Origin of the sequence: Burkholderia sp. 22PA0106 (assembly GCF_047497155.1) — a bacterium.
In the GTDB taxonomy this organism is placed as follows: Bacteria; Pseudomonadota; Gammaproteobacteria; order Burkholderiales; family Burkholderiaceae; genus Burkholderia.
On record NZ_CP163162.1, the window covers coordinates 194,188 to 216,421 of the forward strand.

General features: G+C 65.6%; 19 protein-coding genes. 13 read left to right on the forward strand and 6 right to left on the reverse strand.

All coding sequences use genetic code 11. The features are described from left to right. Positions 1–73: 73 nt before the first annotated feature. The 3 genes from AB4850_RS00850 to AB4850_RS00860 all read right to left on the reverse strand — a co-directional run bounded on the left by AB4850_RS00850 (position 74) and on the right by AB4850_RS00860 (position 4,936). Positions 74–2,503 carry a TonB-dependent siderophore receptor gene (locus tag AB4850_RS00850; RefSeq protein WP_414440736.1) on the reverse strand — a complete coding sequence of 810 codons (2,430 nt, stop codon included), beginning with the start codon at positions 2,501–2,503 and terminating at the stop codon, positions 74–76. 408 nt (positions 2,504–2,911) lie between these two features. After that, on the reverse strand, positions 2,912–3,829 hold the full coding sequence (locus AB4850_RS00855; RefSeq protein ID WP_414440737.1) for a glycine betaine ABC transporter substrate-binding protein: 918 nt from the start codon (positions 3,827–3,829) through the stop codon (positions 2,912–2,914). Positions 3,830–4,018: 189 nt separating this feature from the next. Next, on the reverse strand, positions 4,019–4,936 hold the full coding sequence (locus AB4850_RS00860; RefSeq protein WP_414440738.1) for a LysR substrate-binding domain-containing protein: 918 nt from the start codon (positions 4,934–4,936) through the stop codon (positions 4,019–4,021). Positions 4,937–5,059: 123 nt separating this feature from the next. Between AB4850_RS00860 and AB4850_RS00865 the strand changes: the two genes are divergently transcribed. The 5 genes from AB4850_RS00865 (at position 5,060) to AB4850_RS00885 (ending at position 10,002) form a co-directional block, all read left to right on the forward strand. Next, entirely contained in the window at positions 5,060–5,947 is an 888-nt protein-coding gene (locus AB4850_RS00865) for a hypothetical protein (RefSeq protein WP_414440739.1), read from the forward strand. Between the two features lie 75 nt (positions 5,948–6,022). Further along, the gene (locus AB4850_RS00870) at positions 6,023–7,249 is read left to right on the forward strand and encodes a M24 family metallopeptidase (RefSeq protein WP_414440740.1); all 1,227 of its coding nucleotides are present in this window, start codon (positions 6,023–6,025) and stop codon (positions 7,247–7,249) included. Positions 7,250–7,357: 108 nt separating this feature from the next. Then, the gene (locus AB4850_RS00875) at positions 7,358–7,966 is read left to right on the forward strand and encodes a TetR/AcrR family transcriptional regulator (RefSeq protein WP_414440741.1); all 609 of its coding nucleotides are present in this window, start codon (positions 7,358–7,360) and stop codon (positions 7,964–7,966) included. A gap of 106 nt (positions 7,967–8,072) precedes the next feature. Then, entirely contained in the window at positions 8,073–8,765 is a 693-nt protein-coding gene (locus AB4850_RS00880) for a type 1 glutamine amidotransferase domain-containing protein (RefSeq protein ID WP_414440742.1), read from the forward strand. Positions 8,766–8,850: 85 nt separating this feature from the next. After that, positions 8,851–10,002 (forward strand): alkene reductase, encoded by a 1,152-nt coding sequence (locus AB4850_RS00885; RefSeq protein WP_414440743.1) that lies wholly within the window; start codon positions 8,851–8,853, stop codon positions 10,000–10,002. Positions 10,003–10,015: 13 nt separating this feature from the next. Here AB4850_RS00885 and AB4850_RS00890 read toward each other — a convergent pair whose 3' ends face one another. Further along, entirely contained in the window at positions 10,016–10,969 is a 954-nt protein-coding gene (locus AB4850_RS00890; protein ID WP_414440744.1) for a LysR family transcriptional regulator, read from the reverse strand. A 165-nt stretch (positions 10,970–11,134) separates the two neighbouring features. Between AB4850_RS00890 and AB4850_RS00895 the strand changes: the two genes are divergently transcribed. From AB4850_RS00895 to AB4850_RS00905, 3 genes are all read left to right on the forward strand, one after another. Continuing rightward, positions 11,135–12,115: an amidohydrolase family protein gene (locus AB4850_RS00895; RefSeq protein ID WP_414440745.1), complete on the forward strand. Its 981-nt coding sequence runs from the start codon at positions 11,135–11,137 to the stop codon at positions 12,113–12,115. A 99-nt stretch (positions 12,116–12,214) separates the two neighbouring features. Then, complete coding sequence (locus AB4850_RS00900; protein ID WP_414440746.1) at positions 12,215–13,573, forward strand: MFS transporter; 1,359 nt, start codon at positions 12,215–12,217, stop codon at positions 13,571–13,573. Positions 13,574–13,647: 74 nt separating this feature from the next. Next, positions 13,648–14,769: a porin gene (locus AB4850_RS00905; RefSeq protein ID WP_414440747.1), complete on the forward strand. Its 1,122-nt coding sequence runs from the start codon at positions 13,648–13,650 to the stop codon at positions 14,767–14,769. A gap of 18 nt (positions 14,770–14,787) precedes the next feature. Here the strand turns inward: AB4850_RS00905 and AB4850_RS00910 are convergent, their stop codons facing one another. Together AB4850_RS00910 and AB4850_RS00915 are read right to left on the reverse strand one after the other, a co-directional pair. Further along, the gene (locus tag AB4850_RS00910) at positions 14,788–15,471 is read right to left on the reverse strand and encodes a GntR family transcriptional regulator (protein WP_414440748.1); all 684 of its coding nucleotides are present in this window, start codon (positions 15,469–15,471) and stop codon (positions 14,788–14,790) included. Positions 15,472–15,650: 179 nt separating this feature from the next. Continuing rightward, positions 15,651–16,595 carry a dihydrodipicolinate synthase family protein gene (locus AB4850_RS00915; protein WP_414440749.1) on the reverse strand — a complete coding sequence of 315 codons (945 nt, stop codon included), beginning with the start codon at positions 16,593–16,595 and terminating at the stop codon, positions 15,651–15,653. A gap of 383 nt (positions 16,596–16,978) precedes the next feature. On the opposite strand from AB4850_RS00915, the gene AB4850_RS00920 reads away from it, so the two are divergent. From AB4850_RS00920 to AB4850_RS00940, 5 genes are all read left to right on the forward strand, one after another. Beyond that, the gene (locus AB4850_RS00920) at positions 16,979–17,338 is read left to right on the forward strand and encodes a hypothetical protein (RefSeq protein WP_414440750.1); all 360 of its coding nucleotides are present in this window, start codon (positions 16,979–16,981) and stop codon (positions 17,336–17,338) included. Positions 17,339–17,608: 270 nt separating this feature from the next. Further along, entirely contained in the window at positions 17,609–18,517 is a 909-nt protein-coding gene (locus AB4850_RS00925; RefSeq protein WP_414440751.1) for a DUF3034 family protein, read from the forward strand. Between the two features lie 2 nt (positions 18,518–18,519). Next, on the forward strand, positions 18,520–18,960 hold the full coding sequence (locus tag AB4850_RS00930; protein WP_414440752.1) for a group I truncated hemoglobin: 441 nt from the start codon (positions 18,520–18,522) through the stop codon (positions 18,958–18,960). 62 nt (positions 18,961–19,022) lie between these two features. Continuing rightward, positions 19,023–19,655, forward strand: a complete 633-nt coding sequence (locus AB4850_RS00935) for a methylamine utilization protein (RefSeq protein WP_414440753.1) — start codon at positions 19,023–19,025, stop codon at positions 19,653–19,655. Positions 19,656–19,662: 7 nt separating this feature from the next. Then, positions 19,663–21,975, forward strand: coding sequence for a putative bifunctional diguanylate cyclase/phosphodiesterase (locus AB4850_RS00940; RefSeq protein ID WP_414440754.1), 2,313 nt, complete (start codon positions 19,663–19,665; stop codon positions 21,973–21,975). Positions 21,976–22,234 lie beyond the last annotated feature (259 nt).

Below are 22,234 nucleotides of genomic sequence, written 5' to 3' on the forward strand. Positions count from 1 at the left end.
GGCTGGGGGGCAAGACGGGGAGGAACGGCGCGCCGCCGGCATCGCGACGTGGCGCGCCGGCGGCGGGGGAGACTCAGAAGTCGTAGGTGCCGGTCAGCAACACGGTGCGCGACGGTCCCATCGGGATGAAGCTCGCGCTCGTGCTGCTGTAGTACAGGTTGCGGTTGAACACGTTCTTGATCGACAGGTTCAGGCCGTAATGCTTCTTGCGGTAGAACAGGCCGACATCGGTCTCGATCTGGCTGGGCAGGTGGTAGGCCGGCACGGCGGTGTAGCCGGCGTCCTGGCCGCTGGCGTAGTACAGCCCCACGCCCAAACCCACGCCTTGCAGCGTCGCGTTCTGGAAGTTGTAGGTGGTCCACAGGCTGGCGGTGTGTTTCGGGAAATTCACCCGCAGCGTGGGGTTGTAGCTCTGCTGGTAGTTGTTGTAGGTGTACTGGCCAATCACGTTGAGGCCCTTGGCCACCTGCCCCTGGAACTCCAGTTCGAAGCCGCGGCTGACCGAACCGGTGGTGCCGAGCGAATAGCCCGAGTGCACCGGATCGGTGACCGGCTGGTTGGTGTACGAGGCTCGGTAGGCCGCCATCGTCACGGCGAGCTTGTCGTCGAGCAGGTTCATCTTCACGCCGATTTCGGCCTGGTCGCTGCGCTCGGGCGGCAACAGCGCGCCGGAAAACGTGATGGCCGTGGCGGGCACGAAGCTGCGGTTGTAGCTCGCATAGGCGGCAAGCTCGTCGGTCAGTTGATACATCAGGCCGAGGCTGGGGCTGTAGGCGGACTGATGCGTGCCGGCGTTCTGCCGGCTGTTGCCGATGATGTCGAGCGTCGAGAGGTAGTTGTCGCGACGAATCGAGCCCAGCGCGTGGAATCGGCCGATATTCAACTGCTCCTGCAGGTACAGGCCGCTGCGGGTGGTCGCGTAATTCAGGCTCGGTTGCAGGTCCGCCGAGAGCGGCGGCACCGAATAGCCTCCCCAGATGTTGGGGATATTGAAGATGTTGAAGTTGTTTTCGTCGAACTGCGACACGCGGCTGTAGCCATAATCGAAGCCGATCAAGGTGGTGGACTTCACCGAGCCGTAGTCATACTTGATGCGCGCATAGCTCTGCGTGCTCAGCGTGTAGTAGATCGAGGATGAATTGAAACCGATCAGCGTGAGCGAATTGCCGGGGCCGATTGTGGAGCCGGTGCCCCAGCCGAGTTGGTGTTGGTACGATCGCAGGTAGTTCGCGCGGTTCACGAAGCTCAGATGATCATTGATCTTCTGCTCCCACTTGCCCTTCACCTCGTCGGAACGCGTTGTGAAGGCATCCTCACGATTGCCGAGCGCCTGACGAAAATAGCTGTTGTAAAAGCCGCCGCTCGCGTAGCCGACCGTGAACTGCGGGAACGGATCGCGCGTGACGATGTGCGTGTAGCCCAGTTGCAGATCGGTGTGGGCGTCCTTCCATTCGATGGTGGGTGCGAAGTAGACATGCCGGCCGCCGTCGTAGCCCATGGCGGATTCGGTCGATTTGTCGCCGGACAGCACGAAGCGGTACAGCAGCTTGCCGTCCTGGGTCAGCGCGCCGGTGCTGTCGAACGCGAGCTGCTTGTAGCCGTACATGCCGATTCCCATCTGGATCTCATGGAACGGTTCGGCCTGCGGCTGCTTCTTCGTGATGTTGATCACACCGCCCGGCGGCGAGTCGCCGGCCAGGATCGCCGACGGCCCTTTCACCACTTCCACGCTGGCAATCGCAATCGAGGGGATCAACGAGGTGGCGGCCGGGTTGGTCGAATTCGCGCCGGCCATCGACATGCCGTCGAGCATCACCGGCGCGCCGGTAAAGCCGCGTATCGAGAAATCGGGCACGCCATAAGGGCCCGGCCGGGTGATCACGCCCGAGGCATTGCGCAGGATGTCGGCCAGGGTCGTGTCGTTCTGACTTTGAATCACCGCTGCGTTGATTTCGGTGATCGACTTCGGCGTTTCGCTCAACGGGGTGTCGGTGCGCGTGAACGTGCTGGACGACTCGGTCAGAAAGCCGGTGCCGCCCGAGTCGCGGGTTGCGGCCACGCTGATCAACGGCAACTCCGCCGAGGCTTCCTCGGCCTGGGTGGCCGCGGCTTGCGGGGCGGGCGCGGAGACGGGCGCCTTGGCCGGCGATGTGGCGCGCCGCAACGTCAGATGATTGCTGTCGGTGACGACCAGTTCCACGCCGGTGCCCGCGAGCGCCTGACGAATCGCCTCGATCGGCGCGAGCCGGCCCTCGACCGGCGCAGAGCGCTCCGAACCGACCAGCGCCGGATCGAACGAGAGCGGCAGGCCCGTGCGCCCGGCGATCTGGATCAGCACCTGGTTGAGCGGACCGCTGGGCAGGTGGTAATCCTGCGCGGCGGCGACAGTCTTGCCGGCCGTCTGGGCGTGCGCGCCTGCCGCCGCGAGACATTGAGCGGACGCGATCGCCAGGGCAATGGCGCGGGGGCGGAGCAGCCTGCGGGGACGAGAAGTCACGTTCATCATGTGCGGTTCTGATCGAGTGATGTTATCTGTCGGGCGTCACGCGCAAGCACCGGGCTGGTCTCTCGCGCGACCGCCTGGCGGCAGTCACACGTCGCGTTTTCATCAGTTATGTCGAACGACGCAAGTGAAAGTGATACCGTCCCGAAGAAATTTTTTAGGCCACCTGTCGTGACCGATTCGTGACCGATTTCGGCCGCCTGATCGGCGGATTCGGGCTGGGTGACAGGGATGGCAGGCCGACGCTAGGCCTGCACGTTGGTGGGGTGTCGATACGGATGGCCCGCCGGAATGCGTGCTTCGCTGCACACGACGTGTCTGCAGCGAAAGGTGTGGAATAGCGCCCGCCGGTCCGGCAGCCATGCATCGAGCCCTGGCATGAAGGCCCGATTTGTCCGATCGATACCCCTACTTCAACCAATCATCCACCGTGCTCTTGTTGGCATCGATCCACTTCATCACGCCTTTCTGCGGATCCGATTCGCCGCCGTCGCGAATCGCCTGCATCAGCGAGCCGAGCGTGTGGTCGTCCATCTTCCACGTGTTCATCCAGCGCGCGATATCGGGGTGGCGGCCGCCAAAGCCTTTGGTCGCGATCGCGTAGATCGCGTCGGGCTGCCCGTACACCTGCTTCGGATCCTTCAGGTAGTGCATCGGATATTTCGCCCACACCCAGTGCGGATTCCACAGCGTGACGACGATCGGCTCGTGGCGCTTCTCGGCGCGATCCAACGCCAGCAACATGGCCGCCTCCGACGAGGGCAGCACCGCGGCGTCGAGGCCGTATTCCGTGCGTGCCTTGGCCGTCAGCTTCATCAGGCCGCTGCCCGGTTCGATGCCGAAAATGGTGGGCTTGCCGTCGTGCTGGAATTGCGCGGCATTGGCGTTCAATTGATCGATGCTGTCGATCTTCACGTAGTCGGGCACCGCAAGCCCGAGCGCCGCACGCGGAAACCACGGGCCGATCTTCTCGACGCGCGATTGCACGGACGCATAGGGCGCGCCGTCGGCCGAGGGCAGCCAGACCTCGAAGGTCAGGTCGAGCTTGCCCTGCGCCACACCGCTGTAAATGATCGCCTTGTCGCCGGGCTGCAGCGTGACGTGATAGCCCTTCTGCGTCAGCAGCGCCTGCCACAGATTCGCCACGGCAATGTTCTCGGCCCAGTTGTTCACGCCGATCACGATGTTGTGCTCCTCGGCGTGGGCGAACGCGGCGGGAGACAGCAGGCAGACGAGCAACAGCCGGTAAAGGCTGCGTCGGAAGGCGCGAATGAAAGGCGGCAAGCAGGCGTGGAAGCGGGACAGCAGCGGCGGGAGCAGGCTCATGGCGGCACTCGGACGAAGTGGGTAGGGTGAGGGCGGCGAGCAGGGTGCAATCGTCTCGAGGACGTGCCACGGGGTGCTCGCTCGACGACATCTTCACGACGCCAATTTGGTTTTGACAGCGAGGAATTCCGATGAAGCCCATCGGAGAAGCCGATCGATCGGCCGTGCGCCGCACTCGCTGCCGCAGGCTCAGGCCGGCACGGGCTCGCTGCGGGTGCGCCGCCGCTCTTCCACCATCGCTTCGATCAGCGAAGCCAGATCATCGGTGGCGGGGTTGCGGCTTTGCGGCGACCGAAGCAGTTCGAGATCAGCCGGCGGCAACGGCGGCAGGCCGTGTTCCGCGCCGAGCACGCGCCAGTGCGCCGGCAAGGTGCAACGATCGATGATGGTGACGGCCGCGCCGTGGTTGACGGCGACCTTGATGCCGGTCGGGCTCTGGCTCGTATAGATCACGTGATACGGCCGCCCCGTTGCGGCCAGCGCGGCCAGCCCGCGCTGACGGTAGCAGCAGGTTTCCGGAAACAGCGCGAGCGGCACCGGTGCGCCCTCGGCCAGCGTGAAGCCCTGGTGCGCGGCCCACACCACCTCCTCGCGGCCCAGGTGCCGCCCGTCCGACTGCGCGCCGTGCCGCACCACGAGCGCCAGATCCAGTTCGCCCGCCTCCAGCCGCTCGATCAGCTCCAGCGACATCCGGCAATCGATATGCGGCCGCGCACCGGGGCGCAGCCGGTAGAACTTCTCCAGCAGGTCGGGCAGCCACAGCTCGGCGTAATCCTCAGGCAGTCCGAAACGAATCACGGTTTGGGTGCTGCTGTGCTTCAGCGCGGTGATCGCCTCGTTCTGCACCTGAATGATGCGGCGCGCGTGAATCAGGAAGTTCTCGCCGTCGCGCGACAGGGCGAGGCGGCGGCTGTCGCGCAGGAACAGGTGCGTGTCGAGCCGCTCCTCGAGGGTGCGGATTCGCAGGCTGATGGTGGATTGGGTGCGGTGCATCTGCTTGGCGGCCGCGGTCACGCCGCCGCTGTCGACCACGGCGATGAACGCGCGCACCAGCTCGCCGTCGAGCGAGCGCAGTTGAGACCAATCGGGTTCGCTGATGGTGGTCATCGGAATTACTCGCTTTCCAAACGAAATTGTCGGTCGAATCATGCGGACGTCGCTGGGCCGATTGTTGTCGAAAACAATTCCGGCCACAAACCCGCCCACTTTTTTTCGAAACCGGAGCCCGCCGTGTCAGTTAGCCTGCCTCTCGCCGACGCAGAATGCATCGATCTGAGCGATATCGTCGATACCGACCGTTACCCCCTGCATGATCCCGATCACCCGCGCATGCGTGAGCTGCTCGCGAATTGCCGCGCGGAGCTGGCCGGCAACGGCAGCGCCGTGCTGCACGGCTTTCTGCGCCCCGAGGCGCTGGCGCAAGCCGGCGCGGAAGGGCGCGAATTCGCGAAGAAAACCTACTTTTCGCATCGCAAGGTCAACGCCTATTTCACGGCGGACGACCCGGCGCTGCCGCCGGGCGACCCGCGCCGTGTCTTCATGGATCGCACCAGCGGCTTCGTCACGCGTGACGTGATCCCGGCCGATGCGGTGGTCCATCGGATCTACGTGGCGCAGGCGATGAAGCGTTTCGTGGCGGCCTGCCTTGGCGAAGCGCGGATCTGGGAATACGCCGACCCGTATGCCGGCCTGGTGCAGAACGTCATGCCGCCGGGCACCGAGCAGCCTTGGCACTACGACACCAACGAATTCATCGTCTCGATGATGACGCAGCAGCCCGAAGCGGGCGGGGATTTCGAGTACTGCCCGAACATTCGCTCGCCGGAAGGCGAAAACTACGGCGGCGTGGGCGAGGTGGTGCGCGGCGAGACACGCGCGCCGATCAGCGTGATCACGCTGCAGCCCGGCGATCTGCAACTGTTCAAGGGCCGCTTCTCGCTGCACCGCGTGACGCGCGTGGCCGGCGCGATCGACCGGCACACCGCGATCTTCGCGTATTCGAAGCGGCCCGGCGTGGTGGGGCGGCTGGAGCGCACGCGCCAGCTCTACGGGCGCGTGTCGGAAATGCATCTGGAAGCCGAACGCAACCTGGTGCGGGCAGACAGCCTGGTCGACTGAGCCGATCCTGACGCCACGCATCGAAGCCGATTTTATTATTCGTTGTACTGATCGATAACCATTTCCCCCACTATCATGACGATCCTCCGCCCGACCCGCCGTCCCGAAGATTGCGAACCCACCGCCGACGAGATCGCGCAGATCCAGCGCGACCGGCTTGCCGCGGTGCGCCGCGAATTGAAGAAGCGCGACCTGAGCGCGGCCATCCTGTTCGATCCCACCCACATGCGCTATGCCACCGGCTCGCGCAACATGCAGGTGTATTCGATGCGCAACCCGGCGCGCTACGTGTTCGTGCCGGCCGAAGGCAAGGTGGTGCTGTTCGAATATGCCGGCTGCGAATTCCTGGCGGCGGGGCTCGACACCGTCGACGAAATTCGCCCGGCCACGGCGATTTCCTATTACTTCTGCGACGACATGCTGCGCCAGGTGACGGAGCGCTGGGCCGACGAGATCGACGATCTGGTGCGCGCCAACGGCGGCGGCAAGCGGATCGCGATCGAGAGCGCCACCTCGGCGGCCGCGTTCGCGCTGCAGGCGCGCGGCTACGAGATTTCCGACGCGCAGGAGCCGCTCGAACGGGCACGCGCGATCAAGGTGAAGAACGAGATCAAGATGATCCGCGCCTCGCTGCGTGCCGCCGAGGAGGGCGTGCGCAAGCTCGAAGCGGCGCTGGTGCCGGGCATCAGCGAGAACGAACTGTGGTCGCATCTGCATCAGCACGTGATCGCCAGCGACGGCGACTATGTGGAGACGCGCCTGATCAGTTCGGGGCCGCGCACCAACCCGTGGTTCCAGGAAAGCAGCCCGCGCAAGATTCAGGCTGGCGAACTGGTGGGGCTCGACACCGACGTGGTGGGCCGCTTCGGCTACTACGCCGATTTCTCGCGCACGTTCCTGTGCGGCGACGGCCCGGCCACGGACGCGCAGAAGACGCTGTACCGGCTCGCCTACGATCAGGTGCACGCCAACATGGAAAACGTGCGGGTGGGCACCACGTTCCAGGAGTTCATCGCGCGCGCCTGGCAGATTCCGCAGCCGTACCGGGCGCGGCGCTATTTCGCGCTGGCGCACGGAGTGGGCATGACCGGCGAATATCCGTACATCTGCCATCGTGAGGACAACGATGCAAAAGGCTATGACGGCGTGATCGAGCCGGGCATGACGCTGTGCATCGAGAGCTACATCGGGCACGAAGCCGGCGGCGAGGGCGTCAAGCTGGAGGAGCAGGTGTATGTGCGCGACGACGGGCAGCTCGAACTGCTGTCCGACTACCCGTTCGAGGCGCGATTGCTGGCCTGAGCCTGCATGAGCGTTGCGCAGCGCCGCCGGGCGGCCTGCGCAGGTCGACGATCCATTCGTCGCAATTGGCAGTAGACGACTGGTCTAATCGATGCTACAGTGCGCTCCATGAACTCAGCCGCCGTCCGCGAAACCGCTTCCGATACCCGCGAGGGCATCATCTCCGTTGGCCAGACCTTGATGGCGAGCCGGGGGTTTTCGGCCGTCGGCTTGAACGAAATCCTGGCCGCCGCGGGCGTGCCGAAGGGCTCGTTCTACCACTACTTCGGCTCGAAGGACGCGTTCGGCGAAGCCTTGCTGAACCGCTATTTCGAAGACTATCTGGCCGATCTGGACATCACGCTGGCCGCGCCGAAGCAAACCTCGGCGCAGCGCCTGATGACGTACTGGCAGCAATGGCGCACGAATCAGGGCTCGTTCGATTGCCAGGGCAAGTGCCTGGCGGTCAAGCTGGCCGCCGAGGTGGTGGACTTGTCCGAAACCATGCGCGCCGCGCTCGATCGCGGCACCTCGGGCATCGTGGCCAGGCTGACGGGCGCGATCGAGGCCGGGCGCGACGACGGCTCGCTGTCGTTCGACGGCGAGCCGGCGCAAGTCGCGCAAGGCCTCTACGAGTTGTGGCTGGGCGCGAGCATTCTGGTCAAGATCGTGCGCAGCATGCAGCCGTTCGACACGGCGCTCTCGACCACCCGCAAGATCCTGGGCATCGCCGGCTGATCTGTATGCCCGCAACGGCACTTCTCGCGAAGTGCTTTTTTTGACGCTGAAACTAGACGACTGGTCTAATTCGGAAGCGCCGTTTATCTCGATGGAGCGATACACCATGAAGATCCTGATGGTTCTCACCTCGCATGACCAACTGGGCAACACCGGGCTCAAGACCGGCTTCTGGCTGGAAGAGCTGGCGGCGCCGTACTACGTGTTCAAGGACGCGGGCGCGGAGATCGTCCTGACCTCGCCGCAGGGCGGCCAGCCGCCGCTCGACCCGAAGAGCAACGAGCCGATGTTCCAGACCGAGCACACGCACCGCTTCGAGGCCGATGCGGCTGCCACCCGGCAACTGGCCGCCACGCTGCCGCTGGCCGGCATCGATCCGGCCGGCTTCGACGCGGTGTTCTATCCGGGCGGCCACGGCCCGCTGTGGGATCTGGCGGAAGACACGGATTCGATCGCGCTGATCGAGGCGTTCATCGGAGCCGGCAAGCCGGTGGCGCTGGTGTGCCACGCGCCCGGCGTGTTGCGCCACGTGAAGACGGCCGACGGTCGCCCGCTGGTGGACGGCAAGCAGGTCACAGGCTTCACGAACACCGAGGAAGACGCGGTGCAACTGACCAACGTGGTGCCGTTCCTGGTGGAAGACGAACTGAAGAAGCACGGCGGCCGCTTCTCGCGCGGCGACGATTGGGCTTCCTACGTGGTGCAGGACGGCTTGCTGATCACCGGGCAAAACCCCGGCTCGTCGGCCGAAGCCGCCGCGCGGCTGCTCGCGCACCTCAAGCAGGGCGGCAACGCCTGAGCCGGTCCGCCCGCCATCCGGCGGGCGCGGGCGGCACGTCGCGCCCATCCGCCTTAATTGCTTCGTCATCCGAATCGAAATCATCATGCAACGACACGCACTCTTCGAACCGGTCGCGCTCGGCCCGTTCACGCTCAAGAACCGCATCGTATTGCCGCCGCTGACGCGGCAGCGCGCGAGCCGCCACGGCGACGCGGCCACCGACCTGATGGCCCGCTATTACCGGCAGCGCGCCGGCGCCGGGCTCGTGATCAGCGAAGGCACGCAGATCGAGCCGCGAGGCCAGGGCTATGCCTGGACGCCCGGCATCTACAGCGATGCACAGATCGCCGGCTGGCGGCAAGTGACCGAGGCCGTGCACGACGCGGGCGGCCTGATGTTCGCGCAGCTCTGGCACGTGGGCCGCGTGTCGCATCACGCGCTGCAGCCGGGCGGCCAGGCGCCCGTTGCGCCGTCCGCGATCCAGGCCGCCAAGGTGCGCGCGTTTATCGCCACCGGGCCCGACACGGGCACGCTGGTCGAGCCGCCCGAACCGCGTGCGCTCGAACGGCAGGAGGTTCGCGAACTGGTGGCGATGTACGCGCAGGCCGCGCGCAACGCGATGGCGGCCGGCTTCGACGGCGTCGAGATCCACGCGGCCAATGGCTATCTCGTGAACCAGTTCATCTCCGAGCATGCGAACCATCGCGCCGACGAATACGGCGGCTCGCTCGAGAACCGGCTGCGCTTCCTGCGCGAGATCGTCGAGGCGGTGGCGGCGGAAATCGGCGCGGAGCGGATGGGGGTGCGCTTCACGCCGCTGTTCGAGAGCACCGATCAGGATCGCGTCTATATCGGACTGGTCGAGGCCGATCCGCACGCGACCTATATCGAGGCGATCAAGGTGCTCGAAGCGGCCGGGGTGGCCTACGTGTCGATCGCGGAAGCCGACTGGGACAACGCGCCCGATCTGCCCGACGGTTTCCGCCGCGAGGTGCGGCGCGTGTTCTCGGGACGGATTCTGTATGCGGGCCGCTACACGGCCGAGCGCGCGGAGCGGCTCGTTCAGGCGGGGCTGGCGGATCTGGTCGGCTTCGGCCGCCCGTTCATCGCGAACCCCGACCTGCCCGAGCGGATCGCCAACGGCTGGCCGCTCAATGCGCTCGATGCGCCGACGCTGTACGGCGGCAGCGAGAAGGGCTATGTCGATTACCCGGCGCATGAAGCGGCGGAGTGCACGATCGGATCGGAATCCTGACTATCTCGCGCGCTTACGGCACCGCGCTCGGAAGGTGATCGTGAAACAGCGTGTAGACCAGCGCGCGCAGCCACCGGTGGCCGTCGTCGCGCTGGTAGCGCTCGTGCCAGAACTGGGCGATGTCCACCGGCGCGATGTCGAACGGCAGCGCCACGGCGCGCACATCCTGGCGGCTCGTCAGCACGCGCGCGAGCCGGCTCGGAAGGCAGGCCACCAGATCGCTGGCCGAGACGATGTGATCGAGCCCGAACGAATGCGCGACCTGCAACGACACGCGCCGCGCTCCGCCGCGATGCGGCGAGCGCGCGTTCAGTTCGGCCTCGAAATGCGCGTGGCTGCCGGCGGTGGGCGTGTAGATCACCTGATCGGCCGCGAAGAACTGCTCGGCCGACAGCGTGTCGCCGATCGTGGGGTGGCCGTTGCGCACCAGCACCACGTAGGTTTCGTGGAACAGCCGCTGCTGATGAAAATCGGCGTGCAGCCCCGCGAACATGCCCAGCGCGAGATCGATCTGGCCGAGCTTCATCATCTGCTGCGCGGCGTCGAGCGGCGGATCGATCGTGACGATGCGGATGCCCGGCGCTACCCGGCGCAAGTGCGCGACGAGCGGCGGGATGAAGATGGCCTGCCCGAGATCGCTGACGTACAGGTGGAACGTGCGCGTTTCCGAAGCCGGATCGAACGGCCGCCCGGCCTGCAGCGCGAGCCGCAGCGAGGCGAGCCCGCCGTCGACCAGCGCCGCGATGTCGTCGGCGCGCGGCGTGGGCTGCATGCCGTCGGGCGTCTTCACGAACAGCACGTCGTCGAACAGGGTGCGCAGCCGCTTGAGCGCATTGCTGACCGAGGGCTGCGTCAGATGCAGCGCCTGCGCCGCGCGCGTGGTGCTGCGCGTGCGATACAGCACGTCGAACACCAGCAGCAGGTTGAGGTCGATGTTGCGCAGCAACGTGTCGGGAGTGGTGGGCATGCGAGCGGGGAGCTAGGGTAATCCTGGGGCATTCATGCGCTGAATACCGGCATTCAGTCGATCAATTTAACAGAGGTCCGGGCCGTCCCTATGCTGGGGTTCGACGCAGCCGCAACGATGCGATGCGGCTGCCTTCGCTAACCCAACAACATTCTGGACACCTCAATGGACAACAAGATTGCACTCGAGGAACACTTTGCCTCGCCGGATACGATCGGCGATTCCGAACGCTTCTTCACCCACGACCTGTGGCAGGTGCGCCGCCGGCAGTTGCTCGACATCCAGGACGAGCGGATCGAGCGGATGGATGCCTGCGGGATCGGCTACGCGATTCTCTCGCTGAACGCGCCGGCCGTGCAGGCGATCACCGACCGGCAGCGCGCGATCGACGTTGCGCGCCGCGCCAACGACCTGCTGGCCGAGCACGTCGCGCGTCGCCCGGACCGTTTCGGCGCGTTCGCGGCGCTGCCGCTGCAGGATCCGGAGGCGGCGGCGCGCGAACTCGAACGCTGCGTGAAGGAGTTCGGCTTCAAGGGCGCGCTCGTGAACGGCTTCTCGCAGATCGGCAGCGAGGACGATTCGACCTACTACGATCTGCCGCAATACTGGCCGTTCTGGGCCGAGGTCGCCAAGCTCGACGTGCCGTTCTACCTGCATCCGCGCAACCCGTTGCCGAGCCAGCAGCGCTCGATCGAGGGGCACCCCTGGCTGATGGGGCCGGCCTGGGCGTTTTCGCCCGAAACCGGCGTGCACGCGCTGCGCCTGATCGGCAGCGGCCTGTTCGATGCCTATCCGAGCCTGCAGATCGTGCTCGGCCATCTCGGCGAACTCGTGCAGAACAACATCTGGCGCACCTCGCACTGGGCCTCGGCCGACGGCAAGAACCCGCTCGGCGTCAAGGCGAAGCGGCCGTTCATCGATTACTTCCGCGAGAACTTCCACGTCACGACCAGCGGCAACTTCCGCACCATCGCGATGCGCAACGCGATGGAGGAAATCGGCAGCGACCGCGTGCTGTTCTCGGCGGACTACCCGTTCGAGGCGATGGAGGAGGCTGGTACCTGGTTCGACCGCGCCGAGATCGGCGAGAACGACCGGATCAAGGTCGGCCGCGACAACGCGCGACGCCTGTTCCGGCTCGACTGAGCGGCCCGCCGTGACCGCCGCCCGCGCGTCGCCCGACAGAGGCGGCCCGGGCGGCGCCGGCCGCTTTCCACGAAAAAAAACCGATAACGGAGACACCTCTTGCAACCCGCTCACGCATTCGACGTGCCGCGCTGGATCGACGCGCAGCCGTTTTCCCGCTTCCAGTTCTCGATTGCCGCGCTCTGCTTCGCGGTGGTCGCGCTCGACGGTCTCGACACCGCGCTGATCGGCTTCGTCGTGCCCGCGCTGCGCGCCGATTGGCATCCCGGCACCACCGCCGTCACGCTGCTGGTGGCGTCCGGCCTCGCCGGCCTCGCGCTCGGCGCGTTTTTCGCCGGGCCGCTCGGCGACCGGATCGGGCGCCGCCGCCTGCTGCTGGCCTCGGTGTTCGGCTTCGGCCTGTTCAGCCTGCTCAGTGCGCTCGCGCCTGACATCCGCGTGCTGACGCTGTGCCGTCTGCTGACCGGCGTCGGCCTCGGCGCGGCGATGCCGAACGCGATCACCATGACGTCCGAGTACAGCCCGCGAACGCGCCGCGCGCTGATCGTCACGACCATGTTCTGCGGCTTCACGTTCGGCTCGGCGGCGGCCGGCTTCGTGGCCGCGAAGGTGATCCCGCTGTACGGCTGGCATGCGATGTTCGTGATCGGCGGCCTGCTGCCGCTCGCGCTCGGCGCGTTGATGCTGGCGGCGCTGCCCGAGTCGATCCGCTTCCTGATCCATCGCGGTGCGCCGGCCGACGCGATCGCGGCGCTGCTCGCGCGGATTTCGCCCGGCGCGCCCGGTGCCGATCATCGCTTCGTGGTGGACGAGCCGGCCGCTGTGGCGGCGCGCTCGCCCGTGGCGCAACTGTTCGCGCCGACGCTGCGGTTCGGCACCGTCGCGCTCTGGTGCGTGAGCTGGATGAACCTGCTGGTCGTGTATCTGGTCACCAACTGGATGCCGAGCCTGTTTCGCGAGGCCGGTTTCGATCTGTCGCAGGCGGCGGTGGTCACGGCGATGTTCCAGGTGGGCGGCACGGTCGGCTCGATCCTGATCGGGCGGGCGATGGACCGCCGCAACGCCTATGTGGTGCTCGCGCTCGCCTACTGCGCCGGCATGCTGTGCGTGCTGCTGGTGGCCTGGCGCTACGACGATCTGCTGCTGTTGTGCGCCGGCATCTTCGGCATCGGCTTTGCCGTCGCCGGTTCGCAGACAGGCGCAAATGCGCTGTCGGCCGGCTTCTATCCCACCGCGAGCCGCGTGACGGGCGTGAGCTGGTCGCTCGGCGTCGGCCGGCTCGGCGCGATCTCGGGCTCGTTCGTCGGGGCGCTGCTGCTGGGCAGCGCGGTGGGGCTGTCCGGCGTGTTCCTGCTGCTGCTCGTGCCGGTCGCCTGCGCGTGCCTCGCGATCGGCGCGATGGGCCTGCACTATTCGCGCGGCCACCGCGTCGCACCGGCTGTCGAATCCGTCGAATGACGGCGCGCGGCGGCCCGATCCGCCGCGCCTTCCCGCCTCGTATCACCCCATAACAAAGTTCAGGAGATCTTCCGATGCCTTCGTCCATCGGCCGCCGCGGCGCGGCCTCATCATTCGCATTACTGAGCATTCTGGCGGCCCACGGCGCGGCCGCGCAAAGCAGCGTCACGCTGTACGGCAGCGTGGATGCCGGCATCGCCTACATCAACAATCGGGCGGGCAGCCCGCAGGTGGCGATGCTGCAAGGCGTGGCGCAGCCCGACCGTTTCGGGTTGCTCGGCACGGAGGCGCTGGGCGGCGGCTGGCAATCGGTATTCCGGCTCGAAAGCGGGTTCGCGACCAACACCGGCGCGCTGTCGCGCGCGAACACGCTGTTCGGTCGGCAGGCCTATGTCGGGCTGTCGTCGGCGCGTTTCGGCACGCTCACGCTCGGCGAGCAAAGTTCGTTCAACTACGATTGGGTCGCGCCGCTCGGCAACAACTTCCAGGGCGGCAATCTGCTGTCCGCGCACCCGGGCAATCTCGACGGCCTGGTCGAAACCAGCGCGGCGCAGGAGGCGAACGTGATCAAGTACCGCTCGCCGGTGCTGAACGGCTTCGCGTTCGGCATGCTGCTCGGGCTGGGCGGCGTGGCGGGCAATTTCTCGGCGGGCCGGATCGCCGGCGCGGGGCTCAGTTATACGCACGGGCCGCTGGCGCTGACGGCGGCCTACGAGAACGAACACAATCGCGCGATCGGCGCGCAGCTCGGCGACACCACGGCCGGGCTCGGCTTGACGACGTTCCAGGGTCAGCCCGCGCTGGGCTATGTGGCCGACAAGGTGGAGAACGCCGCGTTCGGTGCGCGCTACGATATCGGCCCGGTGCGGCTGCACGCCGTGTACACGTATGTGAAGCTGGCGGCGGGCGGCCAGTCCAATTCGTATCGCACGGCGGAAACCGGCTTGAACTGGCTGACCACGCCGGCCAATTCGATCGGCGCCGGCATCGCGTCGACGAGCTTCATCGGCCGGCGTTATCTGACGGCCACGCTCGGCGACGTGTATTCGCTATCGAAAGCCACCCAGCTTTATCTGCACGTGATCGCGCAGCAGGCCACCGGCACCGGCGATGCGCGCGCGGCGATCTTCTCGGTGGGGGCGTCGGGCACGAATCGGCAGATGGCGGTGGTCACCGGCATCCATCATTTGTTTTGAAGCCGGCGGCGCGTTCGCTCACAACCGGCGGCGAGACAGCACGAACTTCTCGAGTTCCGCGCAGGCGTGATCGATGTGCTTCTTCAGCAGCGCCGCCGCGCCGCGCACGTCACCGATCTTGCAGAGGCGCACGAGTTCGCCGTGCTCCTCTTCGGCGCGGCGGCAGCTTTCGGCACTGAGCGACAGTTGCAGCCGCGTATAGCGGTCGGTTTGCTGCAGCAGACTGGTGACGATCGCCAGCGTGCGCGGCTGCTCGGCGCGCGACATCAGCACGTCGTGCAGCTTGCTGTTCAGTTCTCCCCAGCGATTCGAATGCTGGGCGTCGAGTTCGTGCTTGTATTCGGCGAGGATCGCGTCGAGTTCGAGAAAATCGGCGGGCGTGAGCCGGGGCGCGGATTTCTTCAGCAGCAGCGGTTCGAGCAGCCCGCGCAGCATGAACAGTTCGCTGATCTCGTCGATCGACAGTTCGGACACCACGGCGCCCTTGTGCGGCACGATCCGCACCAGCCCTTCGCCTTCGAGCTGCACCAGCGCCTCGCGCACGGGGATGCGGCTGATGCCCAGCTCGGCCGCGAGCGCATCCTGCCGAAGCTGGAAGCCCTCGGGCAACTCGCCCGACATGATCTTGCGGCGAAGCTCGTCGGCCGCCCGTTCCGCGACGGTGGTAGCCGAAAACCGGGGGGCGGTAGCTGTGGAATTCATTGCGGAAGATCGTCCGTATCGTAGGGCCGGGGCAGGCGTGCGCCAAAGGCGCCGCCATGCGAAGCGCATATTGTATAAAAACGCGGCCGCCGCCCATGAGCGGCCCGGGCGGCAAAGCAAAACGGCCAGCTTGCGCTGGCCGTCGGGAAGGGCACGAGGCGGTGCGGCGGCCTCGATCCTTATGCGCTGACTTCCTTCGACCAGCCCGCGTACCACGTGCGGAACAGCGTGTACTGCGTTTCGGCGTAGCGGCGCTGGGCTTCGCTCAGCACGTCCGTTTCGTTGAAGTGCAGCGTGTATTCCGTGTCGCCGTTCAGGACCATCAGGTACTTGTAATAGAGAACCAGGTCGGTGCCTTCGTCGAACGAGGACAGCACGGCCAGCGCGGCTTCCAGCTCGCGCGCCTGGCGGCGGGCGACCACGTCGCCCTTGGCGGCCTTGCCGCACAGATCCACCAATTGCAGCACTTCGCGCGGCAGCGCGTTGCCGATGCCGGTGATCGCGCCGGTGGCGCCGCAATTGACGAAGCCGTGGAATACCTGGGTGTCGACGCCGGCCATCAGCGTGACGCTGTCGTCCTGGCTCGTGATGTGCTCGGCCGCGTAGCGCATGTCGGCGGCGCCGCCGAATTCCTTGAAGCCGATCAGGTTCGGGTATTTCGCGCGCAGTTCGAAGAACAGGTCGGCGCGCGTGGCGAAGCCGTAGTACGGGCTGTTGTAGATCACGGCCGGCAGGGCCGGCGCGGCTTCGAGGATCGCCGAGAAGTGCGCCTTCTGCGCCGTGGCCGACGAGCCGCGCGACAGCACGCGCGGGATCACCATCAGGCCGCCCGCGCCGACCTTGGCGGCGTGCGCGGCGTGCGAGACCGCTTCCTTCGAGTTGACCGCGCCGGTGCCGACGATCGTCGGGATGCCGGCGCCCACCAGGCGCGCGACGCCTTCCTGGCGCTGCGCTTCGCTCAACAGCGGCCAGTCGCCCATCGAACCGCAATAGACCACGGCGCTCATGCCGGCGTCGATCAGCTTGCGGCCCGTCGCGACCAGCGCGTCGTAGTCGGGCTGGCGATCGGCGGTGCAGGGCGTCATGAGGGCGGGAATGGTGCCCTTGAAGATGTTGTCGCTCATGGTGTTTCCTTCGGCATTCGTTAGAGGATTCGGCTGCTGCGGCAAGAGGCAATCGGTCTGCCCCGGTTGGCTCGGTGGGGCATGCGTTGCACGTCGTGATCCCACGCCAGGATAGTAACGTACGTGGATATTTTATACAAAATATTTGTGATGGCGAGATCGCAGGGCGGCGTGAATCCTTTTCATGTAGTTGATTATTATGGATTTGTTGTGCTTGTCTGGTGATCGTCGCCAACGAGATTCGAAGCATATTTTATGCAATATGATGCGACGAGCCATTCGGATCGCAGGCAATCCGGGTTTGCCGGTATGATCCGCGGCCGGCCACGTTCACGGCTGCCGGCATGCCTTCCCGCTCACATTCAACGCACCCCGATGGTTCGATGACGGATAGCTTTGCCAAACGAAAGCGCGCGATCGCGCTGCTGATTCCGCTGCTGTTGGTGTTGGCCGCCACGACGGCCTACCTGCTGCGTCCGCGCTACACCCCGGCCGAGCGCGATTACTACACCGCACTGTTCTGTCATGTCGTGACGACCGGCGGCAGCCACGATGCAGACAAGACCATGCGTGCCATCGTCGAAAACGGCAACGCCGATTACGCCCTGAGCAAGATCGAATACAACGCGGCGGCGGCACAGGATGCGATCTCGCGTTTCGCGAAGCTCGATGCCGGGCAACAACACCTGGCGCAGCAAAACAGCGCCGATTGCGAGCGTCTGCTGGGCTTGGCGGCTCGCTGAAACGGCGGCATCGAAACCTGCGCGAAAGCCTCGTTTATGCTCGATGAGGAATTAATGGCATCCTCTCGTTCAGCATTGCCAATCGTTGGTTTTGAGCTGATCAATCGGCTTCGCGCGATCGCGCAGGTTGTCCTCAAGTCCTCCCTTTCCGCGCCGTTATGCGTGAGGTGCGGTGGTGCTCTGTCGATGCACCGGCCGCAAACGACGCGCTGCCTTCGGCATTCGACATGCCACGGCCACCGCGTCCCGCTCCACTTTTGACGACCCGATATGCGTTGCAGATCCACGGCCTGGCCGCTCGCTTCGGCGGCTTTCGCCGCCCTTGCCATTCACGCTCCGGCGGCCCTCGCCGACGAGCCCGACTTCCTGACGCCACGGCTGACTTCCGGCAAGCTTCTGCTGACCGGCGGCGTGTCGCAGATCGAAGGCTCGGCGGGCGGCGGCCTGGCGCCGTGGGCGGTGATCGGCGGCTACGGCACCGCTTCGCAGGTCGGCGCCAACGTGCATGCCACCTATGTGCGCACCCAGGATTTCGCGCTGACAACGTACGGCGCGATGGTCGGCATCGGCAATCGCGTCGAGCTGTCGGTGGCGCGCCAGGAGTTCAACACGCGGCAGGCCGGCGCGCAGCTCGGGATCGGCTCGGGGTTCAAGTTCAGGATGGACACCATCGGCGTGAAGGTGCGCCTGTTCGGCGAGGCGATTCTCGATCAGGACACCTGGGTGCCGCAGGTTTCGGTGGGCGTGCAGTTCAAGCACAACGAACAGGGCAACCTGGTGAAGGCCTTGGGCGCGACCAGTGATTCCGGTACGGATTTCTACTTGTCGGCCACCAAGCTGCTGCTCGCGCAGAGCCTGCTGCTGAACGGCACGCTGCGCTTCACGAAGGCCAATCAGTTCGGCCTGCTCGGTTTCGGCGGCGACAAGTCGAACAGCTATCACCCCGAATTCGAAGCATCGGCCGCGTACCTGTTCTCGCGCTACTTCGCGCTCGGCGCCGAATACCGCACCAAGCCGAACAACCTCGGCTTCGCACGCGAGCAGAACGCCTACGATGCGTTCATCGCCTGGGCGCCGAACAAGCTGGTTTCGCTCACGCTGGCTTACGTCATGCTCGGCGATATCGCGACGTTCCAGAGCCAGCGCGGCCCGTATGCCTCGGTGCAGTTGGGGTTCTGATCATGACGCTGACGACACTGAACCGTTTCGCCGCCTGCGCCTCGATCGCGCTGGGCCTGATGTTTTCGCCCGCGGTGCACGCCGACGACGCGCTGTACCAGCAGTTCGGCGGCCAGCCGGGCCTCGTGAAGATCATCGACGATTTCTACGACCTGCTGCTGGTCGATCCGCGCACCAAGACCTACTTCGACGGCGCGCCGATCAAGCGCATCAAGCAGAAGCTCGCCGAGCAGTTCTGCGTGCTGCTGGGCGGCCCCTGTGTTTACACGGGCCGCACCATGAAGCGCTCGCATGAAGGCCAGAACATCGATCGCGCCGCGTTCGATGCGCTGGTGGAGGATCTGCAGACGTCGATGGACAAGCACGGCGTGCCGTTCCGCGCGCAGAACAAGCTGCTGGCGAAGCTCGCGCCGATGTATCGCGATATACAGGACCGCGAATGAACGCTCCGACGCGCGCATGCCGGCCGTTGCCTGCACAACCTATTTCGTTTTTCACCGGCACCATGGCAAAGCATTCTGACAATCGGCGCTTCTTCGGGCGCGGCGCGATCGGCGCGGCGGCCTGCTGGCTCGCGCTGCACGCGGCGGCGGCCAGCGCCGCGAGCATCGAGGTGAGCGTGGTCGATCAAAGCGGCGCGCCACTGGCCGATGCGATCGTCTATGCCACGCCGTCGAGCGGCAAGCTGCCGCCGCCCAAGCCGGCCAACGCCGTGATCGACCAGTACAAGCGGCAGTTCGTGCCGCTGGTGTCGGTGGTGCAATCGGGCACGTCGGTCAAGTTTCCGAACAAGGACAACTTCGAGCACGACGTGTATTCGTTCTCGCCGGCCAAGAAGTTCGAACTGCACCTGTATCACAGCACGCCGTCCAGCCCCGTGGTGTTCGACAAGCCGGGCCTGGTCGTGATGGGCTGCAACATTCACGATTCGATGGTGGGCTACCTGATGGTGGTCGACACGCCGTGGTTCGCCAAGACCGATGCCGCCGGCCACGCCACGATCGACAAGCTGCCGGCCGACGACTACACGGTCACGGCCTGGCACTATCGTCTCGCCGATACCAAGACGCTGCCCGTGCAGAAGCTGCCGGCCGGCGCCACCACGGCGTCGTTCAAGCTGAACCTGTCGGCCCAATAGGCGCTTCATGCAATTTCAAAGCCTGCGCGCTCAGATCGCAATCGTTGTCGTGGTGCTGATGCTGGTGGCCCAGCTCGCGGCATTCGGCGTGATCAGCACGGTCATCCGCGAGAATGCGCGCAGCAACGTGAATCAGCAGTTGGTGCTGGCGGAACGGGTGTTCCATCAGGTGCTGCGCTCGAACGGCGAAAAGCTGACGCAGGCCGCCAGCGTGGTGGCCGCCGATTTCGGCTTCCGCGAGGCGGTGGCCACGCACGACGAGAACACCGTGGTGTCGGCGCTGTACAACCACGGCGCGCGGATCGATGCCGACGTCGTCATGCTGGCCGATCTGGACGGCAAGCTGATCGCCGACAGCCGCGGCGACACGCAGGCGAGCGTGCGGTTTCCGTTGAGCAGCCTGATTCAGGCGGCGCGTGCGCAACACGATGCCTCGTCGATCGTCGCGGTCGACGGCAAGCTGTATCAGGTGGTGGCCGTGCCGGTCAAGGCGCCGATCACGATCGCCTGGGTGGCGATGGGCTTCGTGATCGACGATGCGGTGGCGAAGGAAACGGCCACGCTCACGTCGCTCGACGTGTCGTTCCTCGACCGCCGCCCCGATGGCCGCTGGAACCTGCTGGCCACCTCGCTGCACGACAAGCAGCACCTCCACGCCAGCATTGTCGACACGGGCGACCGCGATTACGCCACGCGGCTCGTGATGCTGCAGTCGAGCGGCGAACCGGTGGCGGTGATGCTGCAGCGCTCGCTGCACGACGTGATGGCGCCGTATCTGCGTTTGCAGACGGCGCTGCTGGTGATCACCGCGCTGGGCGTGATCGTGTCGGTGGTCGGCAGCATGCTGACCGCGCGCAGCGTGACGCGCCCGCTGACGATGCTGGCGCACCTGGCGAGCCGGGTCGGACAAGGCGAGTACAACGAACCGATCGAGGTGAAGCGCCACGACGAGGTCGGCAAGCTGGCGACCGCCTTCAATCGCATGCAGGCGGCGATTTCCGAGCGCGAGCGGCATATCGTCGAGCTGGCCTATACGGATCAACTGACCGGGCTGGCGAACCGCGCGCGGTTCAACGATCGCCTGCAGGAAGCCATCGACCTGACGGACCGGGGCCGCGAGGCGTCCGAACACGTGTTCAGCGTGATGATGATGGACCTCGACCGCTTCAAGCTGGTCAACGACACGCTCGGCCATCCGATCGGCGATCGTCTGCTGTGCGAAGTGGCGGTGCGCCTGCGGGCCGCGCTGCGCAGGATCGATCTGGTCGCGCGTTTCGGCGGCGACGAGTTCGCCGTGCTGCTGCCCGGTTATTCGAGCGCCGACGCGGAGCGCGTGGCCACCGGCTTGCTGAAGACGCTCGAACAGCCGATCACGATCGAGGGGCAACTGGTGGACGTGGGGGCGAGCATCGGCATCGTTGCCTACCCGCAGCACGGCACCGACATGAACGCGCTGATGAGTCGCGCGGACATCGCGATGTATGTCGCGAAGCGCGCCAACACCGGCTACGCGCTGTACGACAAGAAGCACGATCAGAACAATGCGGAACGGCTGTCGCTGATGAGCGAGCTGCGCCAGGCCGTCGAACACGATCAACTGACGCTGTTCTATCAGCCGAAGCTCGACCTCGCCACCGGCACGGTGAAGTACGTCGAGGCGCTGGTGCGCTGGGAGCATCCGACGCGCGGCTTCATCGCGCCGGACCAGTTCATCCCGTTTGCCGAACAAACCGGCTACATCAAGGTGATTTCGCAATGGGTGGCCGACAAGGCGATCGGCCAGATCGCGGCGTGGCAGGCGGCGGGCATGCCGCTGGCCGTGTCGGTCAACGTGTCGGCGCGCGAACTGATTCTGTCCACGCTGCCCGATACCTTCTCCGCGCTGCTGAAAAAGCATTCGGTTTCGCCGGACATGCTGTGGATCGAGATCACCGAAAGCGCGATCATGGACGATCCGAATCACGCGATCGAAACGCTCGATCGCCTGCACGCGCTCGGCATTCATCTGGCGGTGGACGATTTCGGCACCGGGTATTCGTCGTTGTCCTATCTGAAGCGCATGCCGATCGACGAACTGAAGATCGACAAATCGTTCGTGATCGGCATGACAGACCATAAGGATGACGAAACCATCGTGCGTTCCACCATCGACCTTGCGCACAACATGGGGCTGAAGGTGGTGGCCGAAGGCGTGGAGAGCGAGGAGGTGCTGACGCGCCTGCGCGAGTTGCGCTGCGACCTGGTGCAGGGGTATTACCTGACGCGCCCGCTGCCGCCGGCGAAGCTCGAGGCCTGGCTCGAGGATTGGGCGATTGCCTGACGCCCGGCGCGTGTCGATCGAAGGCTTCGACAAGCCTTTGGTCGGCTTGCGATTGAATTCGAATTACGGCGATTGTTAATCTGTTGGAAAGACAATCGCTTTCATCTGTAGGAAACCTCAACGATTTAGCAACATCCCTCAAACAACGCTTCTTTTTACAAAAAGATACGTTATATCATTTCGCGCCATTACCCGATCCGGCGCGTGTGATCTGCCCTGCATGCCGCCGAGGTCGCTGCCGAACCTACCGTTACCGCGC